Below are 11,392 nucleotides of genomic sequence, written 5' to 3' on the forward strand. Positions count from 1 at the left end.
ACAAGAGCGGCACATCAAGTTTAAGCCCACTTGGAAGGCTTATTCATATGTCCATTTCAGCAACCACGGGTCCTGCGTTGTGCGCTGGAATTCCCGGATTTTATCTTTCAGTTCGTCCAGAATTTCCGCATAGGCTGGGTCGTCCGCCAGGTTGTTGCTTTCGTTCGGATCCTGTTCGATATCAAACAACTCGAATTCAGGCCGATGCATATAGTCACCAATAGTACGCGCACCAAACATAGCGTCCTCGCCCTTGCGATACACACGCTGCCAGGTAGGCGATTCCCATAGGTCTGCCGCTGCCGGATAGGTCAGACCATGCGCGAGGTTCCAGATCAGCTTGTATTTGCGGCCCCTGACAACACGCATGGGGTAATACATCTGAATCTCATGGAACGTATGCGACGCATATATCTCATCCCATCCCTCAGGATGTTCCTGATCAAGCACAGGAAGGAAAGACCGGCCATGCAAGCCGTGCTTCGCGTGCGTATCCACCATCTGTTTCCGGATCGGTGCCAGCGAGATTTGCAGGTCGTATGTTGGTTCATCAACGCCTGCAAAATCGAGAATGGTGGGTGTGATATCCACCCAACTGATAAGGGCATCATTCACCACATCACCCTTGGGGCTATCCGGGTGCTTGACAATCAGCGGGGACCGCAGGCCAGCATCATACGCATTGGTTTTAGCACCAGGGAATGCAATGCCGTGGTCCGAGATATAGATGATGAGCGTATTTTCATACTGCCCGTTCTCTTTGAGTATCTCGATAAGGCGCCCGAAACCATTATCCATGCGGGAAACAGCCTTGTAATATTCCGCCAGCTCGATACGTGTCATCGGGGTGTCTGGCAAAAAGTCCGGCACGACGACATCTTCCGGGCTGTATTCTATCTGCACATCTTTGAGCGCGCCTTCCGCCCTGTTGCCAAAATCGTCCGGCGTATCTATGTCCTCGAGGCCCGCACGGCTGCCGTCCTCCCGCAGGCGCTCGCCTCTGTGTGGGTCGTCTGTCGCAAAATAGAGGAAAAACGGCCTATCATCTTCTGACGCCACAAAGTCGCGCACTCCTTCAGCCATTTCTGTTGGATTACGGTAATGGCGGGGCATCCAGGTCTCGAAATCATAGGTCTCGCGAGGGCCAACATGATACTTACCCGCATGACCTGTGCGGTAGCCAGCGTCAGCAAGCAGAACCGGCAGGCTTTTTAGGTTTTTCCATGATTCAAACCTATGAAAATCATGGTTGTGGCCATACTGGCCTGTGCGGTGATTCTGCAGCCCGGTCAGGATCACGGAACGGCTGGCGCTACAACTGGCTGTAGTGGCGAAGGCGTTGGTAAACCGTACACCGTCTTTCGCAAGCGCATCGAGGTGCGGCGTCTGAATAACCGGGTTGCCGTAAACCCCCAGATCCGGGCTATGATCATCGGACACCATCAACACTATGTTACGCTTTTCTTTTCCACTGTCCTCACCTGAGGCTTGTCCCGTCAGGCAAACCATCAGGCCCACAACCAGTATCTGCAACAGTTTCATTTTGCCCTCCCTCTCTACTTTAGCACTTGAATCCCTACACGCCGTCAACGCGGATCAAACCGAGCAACAAATCCACCACCTGATGACATCTTGATCATGACCTGATCTGCACCAGAAACAACGTTGCTGCACCGTTTATAATCTTCCGCGTGCCGGGCCGCATTGGGGCCATCTTCAAACGACACCATATCGAATGTGCCTTGGCTCAGAAATGAAAGATCCACGTTTACATCGCGAGCCTCACTATTAGTCATACCAGCTAGAAACCATCGTTCGCCCTGGCGCCGGGCTATGACAAGGTGCTCGCCAATTGCCGCAGATATAACGCGGGTTTCATCCCAAACAGCAGGTACGCTCGCAATAAAAGCGGTGCTCTCGTGCTCGCGCCGGTAATTGCTTGGCGTGTCTGCCAGCATCTGCATCGGGCTCTCATAACCCACAAACAACGCCATCTGGTGCGCGCGCGTATTCATGCTCATTGGTCGGTCCCAAACCACACTGAAATTTTTACGGTTGGCGTTCCTCATGGCGCCCGGCGTGTAATCCATCGGCCCAGCCACCATACGAATGAATGGTATGGTGAGATTATGTTCCGGCGTAATGGTCTCTGCCCATTTATTATGCTCCAGCCCTTTAACACCCTCCCGTGTCAACACATTGGGGTAAGCGCGCCGAATGCCGGCAGGTTTATAAGCGCCGTGAAAGTTCACCAGCAGATTGCGCTCGGCGGCGGCGGCTGCCATGCGCCAGTAATAATTTACCATCCATTGGTCGTCGCGCTGCATGAAGTCGATCTTGAGCCCGGCAACACCCCAGCGCTCAAACTGCTCCATCGCGTCCTCGAGCTGGTCATCCAGTGTCTTCCAAACCACCCAAAGGATAATATCGACACCCTTTTGGCGGCCGTACTCGACAATCTCTTCCATGTCGATTTCAGGCACTACATCAAGGAGGTTACCAAGCCGATACCAGCCTTCATCCATGATGATATATTCAAGGCCATAGTCCGCCGCGAAATCGATATAGTATTTATAGGTTTCTGTATTGACCCCAGCATGGAAATCCACACCGTATATATTGTTCGCGTTCCACCAGTCCCACGCTACTTTTCCTGGCTTGATCCACGATGTGTCCTTGATCTCAAGCGGTGATGCCAGTTGAAAGCTCAGCTCATTTGTCAGCAAATCAGCGTCTGTGCGAGCAATAGCCAGGAACCGCCACGGGAAAGTACGCGCGCCACTGGTGTCCGCGATATAGTCTGCTCGCTCTGTCACAATTTCGTTGCGGTCCGACCCTTCTTTCATTTCTGTCGAGAGCGCAAATTTGGGCTGAACACCAGTCAAGCGCCCCCCCCCCAGCACTCTCGATCCATAGCCCAGCATAATCTCTGAGGTCGGTTTCCGAGATCAGAACCTTGATGCCGGCTGTACTGACCAGAGCCGGCAAACTTGCAAGCTCGCCCTCTTTCAGGTCGCGCATCTGCGTATACAGATAGGTACGTTCATTGTGGCTCTGGAAGCTGTCTTCCTTTGGGAAATAGACATGCGCCTCTGCAGGGAAATCATATTCAACCAACTCCTCGATGACCTGTATTGGCTGGGCAAAAGCGGTTTCAAACCGGTAGGCAACACCATTGTTGTACGCACGAAACACCACCCGGTAATCACCTTCAAAAGAAAAAACCGTTTCGTTAAAGCGATCGTGAATTTTTGAAGACTTAACTGGCACGACAGGTGACAAAACCTGATCAACCGAGCGAGACCGCCGCCCCAGAAATACCGGCTGGGCGCCAAGTTGGGTTCCGTCCTTCAGCGTCATAGCAAGGCGCGATGGCCGCAACATCTCTTTGCCATCCACGGTCACAGAATATTGGATTGCGTCAGACACGTTGATAGATACCTGAATAGTCTCGTCCGGCGACGCAAGTGTATAACTGTCCGCACTGGCAGCCGCCCCTGCTGTCATACTGGTCAGCAGCAGCCCACAAAACCTGACAACATTCCTCATGAAGATCGATTGAAATGACATCAATACTTCCCTTTGATTTATGCTGGCGCGCGACAGCACACCCACCAACAGCAAGAAGCTTCCTAGCTATGCCGTCTAGTCTGTTTATTATTATTTATAATATAAAATAAAAAGAAATAATCAACCCCACAACAGGTTTCATGCACGAGTTGAGGGAGAAAAAAACCTGAAACGAGTTTTATGTTGATAATCATGCCCAGGCCGCAACAAACACCGAGGGAAACCCGACTGATCACCGACATAGGGATAGCCTTGTGTTTCCAGACAGAAGCCAGCGTGAGGATCGAGCTCCCGGTCCGGATGCAGGCGAAAACCGCCAAGGGAATTACCACTGTAGAAGTGGGCGAGCGGCTGGTTGGTGTAGGCTTGCATGCTTATTCCAGTGCGAGGCGACCGCGCCCAAGCAAAGGGGACCTCGAACCCCGGTCGGTTCAGGCAAAAAGAATGGTCATACCCGTTTGCCACTAGCAACTGATCATCTGAAACACGAATATCCCGACCGATGGTCTTGGCCTGCCTGAAATCAAATGCGCCCAGCGCTACAGGTGCCTTTATTCCCTTTGCTGTCAGGTCGTGGTTCACAGGCAAATATGTGTCTGCATTGATGGATAATTGATGATCAAGACAATCACCCTGGCCCGACAGGTTGAAATAGGCGTGATGCGTGAGGTTCAACAACGTGGCCCGGTCTGTGCGCGCACCGAACTCGATAGTCAGTTCATTGTCAGCAGATAGCGAGTACTGGACGGTGAGTTGTATCTTCCCCGGATAGCCCTGCTCGCCGTCGTCGGCTTCACAAGCCAGCGTGACGCTGGGTTCCTCGCTATCTGCAACCTCAAGAAGGCGCCATATCTTGCGATCAAACCCTGCCGCGCCACCATGCAGGTGATGGCTGCCTTCGTTTGAGGTGAGCTGATAGGGCACACCGTCTATCTCAATGGCGGAATTGGCGATACGCCCGGCGTTGCGGCCGACAACCGCACCAAGATAACAAGGCATATCCTGATAATCGGCAAGACGCTCGCTCCCGAGCGTGACTTCCGTATAGCCCTGGCCTGTGGGGACACGCACAGACCGAAGGATGGCGCCATACTCCAGTACGTCCACACACATACCCGAAGCGCCGCATAAGGTATATTGAGCAATCCCGCCACCTGATGGGTCAAAAACAGATTTCCGGATAGACACCACACACCTCGTTGTTTTGATACAACAAAAGCCCGGAGAAAACCCCGGACCTTTGCCTACTCTATACATTTACAGGAAGAAGAAGAGAAAGCTCCTCGCTTATCGATTTTTTTGGGCCTGGGGGCCAAACTGGTTGCCGGCGCACGAGTGCTCATGCGCCGGCACTATTCTTAGAATTGGAAGCGAATACCAGCCGCGTAACGCGCACCAAAGTCGGAGAAACCGGTAACGATATTTTTGTCACCGTTAAAAAAGTCGCCTGTTGTGGCGTTGGTGATGTTGATGCCTTCTACATACACTTGGATATTCTCGGTGACGTTATAGCTACCGCGGAAATCCAGCTGACCAAAAGAACTGGCGTTTTTCGTATCACCCAACCAAGTCACAGGCTCGCTCAGATAGTCGCTCCGGTAGTTATATGCGAGACGCAGACCGATTGGTCCCTTCTCGTAAAAACCAACCAGGTTATAGTTGTGCTTGGAAAGCCCGACGAGCGGGATGCCCGCATCGCCACCTACTGAAGAGAAGTCCCCGGTGCTGTCAATGAAAGTATAGTTAGCCTGAACACCAAGCCCATCAAACGGGGTCGGCAGCATGTCAAAGATCTGCTGATATGCTACCTCAAACCCGGTAATGGTTGCGGCACCCGCGTTTCTCGGACGGCTGGACGCGAAATCAATGCCGTGAAGGATTTCTGATTCAGTTGTCCGCAGCAGGAAGGAGCTCAGATCCTTGTGGAAAGCCGCAAAGGTCAGCGCGCCAACATCATCGAAATACCATTCGATCGAGGCATCATAGTTTTTGGAGCGGAACGGCTTCAACAGCGGGTTCGAGCCAGAGATACGCTCTGCACCAACCTGCACGTTATAGCTCACACCTGTCGAGAGGCTACTAAGCGTCGGGCGCGTTAGCGTTTGGGAATACCCCGCGCGGAGGATCACGTCGTCGGTGATGTTCATGCGGAAACTCGCATTCGGCAGGAAGTAGGTATATTTGTTGTCAAAACCAACCACTTCGGGAGCACCCAGAATTGGGTTGCGGTTTTCTACCGTGCCGTCACTGTTAACGATCTCTTCAACGCCGATCAGTTCAACAAACTGTCCGGTAGACACCTGATCTGTAGAGACAAGACGCCCACCAAGCAGCGCCCCCCAATTATCGTCCCCGAGCTCAACCTGCATGTAGGTGGCGTAACTTTTTTCCCTGATATTGGACGACCCGCCTTCGCTTATCATTGGAGCATAACCACCCGCCGCGAGCCTGGCCTCTACGTCTGCCCGGCGCTCTGGTGTCAACTGGCTCAGCGCTGCCTCGCTTTGATAGAAAGCAACAACATCGTCAAAGTTGAAGGAAACCCATGCGTCATCGAACGTACCGCGGGAACCTCCCAGCAAACCGCTCGGGTTAAACGGAGAAAAGATGGAGGCGTCAGTAAACTCAACAGGCCCACCATTGTAACAAGTCGCGCATGGGCCACGCGTTGAAGCCAAAACGTCTTTTTCGCGATCCGAATAATAAACACCACCCGAAACGGCTTTGAGCACGCCAAAGTCTGTCAGGTCATAAGTAAAATCGATCTTCCCCTCAAAAACTGTATCTTTTGTGTCATTACCGAAGTGCGATGCGACGTGAGAGCGATAGCCAGACGGATTATTGAGATCCTCGACAGTTGTCACCAACGGGAAATCACCGCCATAGAGATCGTATGTCATCTCTGTCAGCTTACGCACTACATAGAAGCGGCTGCGACCAAAGCCTTTACCCTCTGCTTCTGAGTAAGCGACATCCGTCGTCACGTTTAGCCTGTCACTAACTTGCCAGTCATGATTGAAGCCAATCTGATAAGTTGAGGTATCGCGAGGTGTTGAAGCCTGAATTACGTCAGCAAATGTTGTTTTGGTTCCTTTTACAAGGATACCGTCTTCAATGGTTACGTTTGACCAGTTGTTTCCCCCACCCGAATTGAATGGGTATGCGATCTCGGTGCTTTTGTCGTCCACGTCAAATTTTGAGAACAAACCGTCGATGGTGATTTTATGGTTGTCGCTTGGCGCAAACTGGAAAACAGCCGTACCGCCGAGACGTTCGCGATCCTGCTCAAACACCTGATAGCGCTGTGAGTAAAGCACTTTTGTATCTGGATGATCGATCACACCATCGTTGCCGAGGTCGATATCATATGAGGTGAGACCATCAGAGAACGTGCCGTGGGTATTTACATTGCGCGTGCTATATGAAAGAGACGCCAGGAAGCCAACCGTACCGTCGTTCCAGGTGTTGCTGTAAAGGGCAGAGCCCTTGATGTCTTCTTTTTTGGAATTGGTGTCGTAAGTACCAGCACCAGAGACCACGATGCGCTGACCGTCGATATCAAACGGACGCCAAGTTGTCATGTTCACGGTACCGCCGATGGCACCTTCTGTTAGGTTGGCCTGTGATCCTTTATATACTTGCGCACCATTGATAAGCTCTGACGCCAAGACATCCATACTGAATTCACGGCCAGCGTTTTCAGTCGCTAAGATGCGCCCATTGGCGAGTACGGTATTATATTCTGGGCCCAAGCCACGAACCGTTATGAAACGACCCTCACCACCGGACCGGCTGATCGAAACACCAGTAATCCGCTGAAGTGACTCGGCTACGTTTCCATCGGGAAAAACACCAAGGTCTTCCGCTGAAATGCCATCAACAACAACGTTGGCGTCCCGTTTCATACCAATTGAGGACTTAAGGCTACCACGGATCCCCGTAACCACGATTTCCTCAAACACCATATCACTACTGGACGCGGATTGGTCACCCTCCTGAGCTGCCACTGCCATTTCAAGCGGCAAGGTAGCGACCGTTGCCGCCAATAAAGTTTTGTATAGTTTCCCACTGGTTCTCATTGCCTGAGCCTCCCTAAGTTTATTTACACTCAACCTTTCTAGGTAACATAACTTATTTATCATATAATACATATCTATAATATGGTAAAGTAGAATCTGCCAATGATTCAACTCAACAAAAAGCCCGGCCAAAGCCGGGCTAACAAGTTCAGTTAAATGGGGGATTATCGCTTGAAAGAAAGCACGCCTGATACTGGTGCGGTGAAGCTATGCACGCCCTCGCCAAGTGTCACTTTGTGCTCATCAATTACCTTGCCAACACTATTTCTGATCACAAGTGTAAATTGCCCCATGTCCTCTCCCACAGCCAGAACTACCCGCCCGGACTTCTTCGCGTTCACGATATCCAACGCCGTGAGGAGCGGGTCAACCACCTCCACGATGCGGTCCCCATAAAGGCCAAATATCTGTTTGGTTTCATGCTTGCCGCTGATGATCGGGAACTTGGCAATCGGATCTTTCGCCTCGAATTCACCGTCCAGGAAGATGTCACGGTTTTCATTCCAGTAATCGGTATAAAACCGGATCATCTCGAAATGATCCTGCGGTATATCCGCTAGTTTGACCGAAACCTGAGGCACAGAGAACAGAACGTTCAGAAGCTGGAGCGCGGCTATTTCAACCGGCTCGTCCTTGTGCCACATGATCATGTCTGAGTGCACAGCCGTATCGCCGCTCAGAAGCCTCAGGTTCGCAATGCGGAACCGGTTGGTAACTGCGCCGTTCGGAATATCCGTCGCCCTGAACATATTGCCGTATTTGCGCATCAACGGCCCTATATACCGTTGACGGAATTCGATCATAACATTCGGATTAACCCGCTGAAGCGTCGCGAGGGTATCCGTCATCAACCGGTCAACGGCCTCATAAACCGAGGCATAGTCCCGCCCGTCAGCAAGGGTAAGGTCTGTGTTTTCGTCCGCTCTGAACTGGTCAATAAAATCAAGCTTCAGGCCATCCCAGCCCCAGTCACGAACTGCCTTTAAATAATGATCAATCAGAAACTCGCGCACCTCAGGGTAACGGGGGTCGAGAACATACGCCCCCAAACCTTGACGGTGAGCTAGAAACTTACCTTCAAAGCGCGTCACCGCCTCGGACTGCTCACCAACAAAGGGCAAAGAGTACCAGAGCAATGCTTTCATGCCTTCGGCGTGCACTTCATCTGTGAAACGGCGCATCTCCGTCAGCCGCTCCGGGTTCCAGTCTCCCGTATAGGCATAGCCACGATTGCTGTCGTTGGTTTGCCAGCCGTCATCAACAATAATGGCTTCAAACCCCATCTTTGCGGCCAACTTGACCTCACTAATCAAAGCCTCATGCTCTATGTCCTGATGATAGCTGTACCACGTGGAATACATTGGCTTTTTTGCATCTTCCGGCACAAATGTCGGTTCATAACCATCTTGCGCGGCCCACCAGTCAGCTACATCCGCGAGCGAGCGCCCGTACCCCACCCCGCGTTCGTCTACCCGCAACGTCACGCTATAGGTAGATAGCGCCTGATGCGGTTCTGTGAAGAATTCGATCATGTTATGGATACGGGCATCTTCCTCACGTATCCGCGCCGACAGCTTCACAAAGTTCATTGCATCGGAAAGCGCCACGGTCAGCCGGTTCACGTCATCATGGCCAAAAAGCGTGAACACCGGAGCATTCCTTGTGGCCATCGATTCCAGATGCGCGCTGCTCCAGTCCGCAGGCAGAATATGGCTTTCATTGAAAGCCGGAGTCCATATACCCGCCACATCAACAGAAGGGATCGACCATTTCACGCTAAACTGCGGCGGCACCGCTGGCTTAAGGCTGGTAAGCCGGATAGTGACCAACGCGACATCGCCATCAGCGCGAGACTGGTCAATATCGAGCTCAAACCCGCCAAGATCACCCACAACGTCGAAACCATGGCCATTAACAGAGAAACTCTGGTCTGCCGCCGCTGTGAATGTACTGAAACCAAGCCCAAGAACGAGCGCCTCAACCAACCTTCTGACCATCAATCCCACCCACAATAGATATTAATGTATTATTTATATTATTAAATATTCATGCTGTCAAGCAAACTACACGGATTGAGTATCCTTGGAGAGATACATCTAGCCCCACACATCATGCCGGATAACGCCTTTATCGAATCCTTTAACGGCAAGTTCAGGACCGTATGCCTGAATGCCCACCGGTTCCTGAGCCTTGACGACGCCCGGGAAAAGATGGAGGAATGGCGTAGAGACTATAACGAGGTCAGACCTCACAGCGCGATCGGCAACAGACCGCCGATCGCTGCGCTTTCCGGAAGAAGCTGGTCTCTGACCTTGCATTCTGTGATAGCTTCCGGTTCAAAGCAGAAGTCACCAGGCACATAATTCGGCTGGCGACACTAAGGGCAACTGCCGAAAACGTAATCGGCAACAGTCAGGGAGCCAACGATTTCATTTTTCGTAGGCACCCTGAGTTGGGCGGCCAAAGCCCCTTTGATGTCTCAGGTTCAGAGATTGGTGCTTGTCAGGTTGAAAGTATCCTTCAAAGGGTGGCTTCTGGCTCACCCCTCTAGAAGGCTTAGGCCGGCTCTTGTCAGGGACAAGCATGGAGCAATGTCACGATGGAGGTGAAAGGCTAAAAATTTATAGTGGACCGAAATTCCGTGTAGAGGACCGCATGACGGCAAAGTTAACTCGTGTGCGCAATCATGGTTCCTTAATCCCAATGCATTTGCCGTACTCATAAGGTAAGGAGCTGCAGATAGGTTCCCAGTCTCATGCAATTCACCAAAGTTGTCCCTTTTCTGCTTTCGGCTTGGGACCAAGCGAACTAATTCATAGTTTGCTTTTGAGACGGTGTTTACTCTCGGCCCGTGCCGACTGGAGAACCTACATCAGAAATATTGTCAGCGCCAAAGGTGAATGGTTAGACCTTCCTCGTATTCCGTTAGATCTGCAGCAATCATATAGAAACATACCCCTGGCTATCAAACGGCGATGGTTGTTGGAGGGATCCCCTGGGGGTCATGGGCATAGTCAATCTACAGAAAGCTTTCTCCCATGGAAACTGGACTATGTTTTTCGTTTAAAAGATTGGTCATCTCCTAAATGCCGCACAATCGGAATCCCCGCCGTCCCAATTAAATACTGCCCACAATGCTTTAGGGAACAAATGCACTTCACTGGATTCGTTTGGTTTCGCCATTGGTGGTATTCGGACACAATTTGCCTGATTCATAATCGAGAACTGGTTTCAAATCATTGCTCACACTGCCCTCCCCCTGCGGAGATCAGTGACTGGATACTTTCCTTGATACAAGGATTCTGCTCGAAATGCAGGCGGCAAATTTGGGATGGGGAGCCACTAGCCAGCAATCATGATCAACATGCACAACTTTTCTTTGACGAAGCTGCGCGAGAGAAGAATGTTCAATACGGGCCCACACCACTGCCATGCTACCTTTGGGCCGCGGTTGTGAAGGTATTTGTACCTTTCATCAAGCACCTAGAAAATAGCAACAAAGCGATTGCTATAGAAGATCGAGAGCTCTTTACGATTTATAATTTAATAAAACCGGACCAAGGCGACATAGAAAATATATCAGTTGGGATGGGTAGAAGGATTTATTTGGCACTTTCCAGACACCCTTCTCCGCAGCTGCAGGAGGCCCTAACGTCCTTCAATGAGTGTTCCCCGTCAGGTCCTATGGCACAGAATTGATGTTGTGAATAAGTGAGTGTTTTGGTTTCATCGTAGTGACGTAA

At 51.3% G+C, this 11,392-nt stretch carries 8 protein-coding genes; 2 read left to right on the plus strand and 6 right to left on the minus strand.

All coding sequences use genetic code 11. From position 1 onward, the window contains the following. Window positions 1-39 precede the first annotated feature (39 nt). The 6 genes from ACN0XZ_RS14975 to ACN0XZ_RS15000 all read right to left on the minus strand — a co-directional run bounded on the left by ACN0XZ_RS14975 (window position 40) and on the right by ACN0XZ_RS15000 (window position 9,646). On the minus strand, window positions 40-1,542 hold the full coding sequence (locus ACN0XZ_RS14975) for a sulfatase (RefSeq protein WP_417458595.1): 1,503 nt from the start codon (window positions 1,540-1,542) through the stop codon (window positions 40-42). Between the two features lie 44 nt (window positions 1,543-1,586). After that, on the minus strand, window positions 1,587-2,846 hold the full coding sequence (locus ACN0XZ_RS14980) for a glycoside hydrolase family 97 catalytic domain-containing protein (RefSeq protein WP_417458609.1): 1,260 nt from the start codon (window positions 2,844-2,846) through the stop codon (window positions 1,587-1,589). After that, the gene (locus tag ACN0XZ_RS14985) at window positions 2,728-3,570 is read right to left on the minus strand and encodes a glycoside hydrolase family 97 N-terminal domain-containing protein (RefSeq protein ID WP_417458596.1); all 843 of its coding nucleotides are present in this window, start codon (window positions 3,568-3,570) and stop codon (window positions 2,728-2,730) included. The genes ACN0XZ_RS14980 and ACN0XZ_RS14985 overlap by 119 nt, the downstream gene beginning before the upstream one ends. 138 nt (window positions 3,571-3,708) lie before the next feature. Further along, window positions 3,709-4,758, minus strand: a complete 1,050-nt coding sequence (locus tag ACN0XZ_RS14990; protein WP_417458597.1) for an aldose epimerase family protein — start codon at window positions 4,756-4,758, stop codon at window positions 3,709-3,711. 170 nt (window positions 4,759-4,928) lie between these two features. Next, window positions 4,929-7,649, minus strand: coding sequence for a TonB-dependent receptor (locus ACN0XZ_RS14995; protein WP_417458598.1), 2,721 nt, complete (start codon window positions 7,647-7,649; stop codon window positions 4,929-4,931). Window positions 7,650-7,813: 164 nt separating this feature from the next. Next, window positions 7,814-9,646, minus strand: a complete 1,833-nt coding sequence (locus tag ACN0XZ_RS15000) for a glycoside hydrolase family 36 protein (RefSeq protein ID WP_417458599.1) — start codon at window positions 9,644-9,646, stop codon at window positions 7,814-7,816. A 51-nt stretch (window positions 9,647-9,697) separates the two neighbouring features. On the opposite strand from ACN0XZ_RS15000, the gene ACN0XZ_RS15005 reads away from it, so the two are divergent. Next, on the plus strand, window positions 9,698-10,012 hold the full coding sequence (locus ACN0XZ_RS15005) for an integrase core domain-containing protein (protein ID WP_417458600.1): 315 nt from the start codon (window positions 9,698-9,700) through the stop codon (window positions 10,010-10,012). 38 nt (window positions 10,013-10,050) lie between these two features. Further along, a complete protein-coding gene (locus tag ACN0XZ_RS15010; protein ID WP_417458610.1) occupies window positions 10,051-10,200 on the plus strand; it encodes an antitoxin Xre/MbcA/ParS toxin-binding domain-containing protein in 150 nt (49 codons plus the stop codon). The last annotated feature ends 1,192 nt before the right edge of the window (window positions 10,201-11,392 follow it).

Origin of the sequence: Kordiimonas sp. (assembly GCF_048264555.1) — a bacterium.
Classification (GTDB): domain Bacteria; phylum Pseudomonadota; class Alphaproteobacteria; order Sphingomonadales; family Kordiimonadaceae; genus Kordiimonas.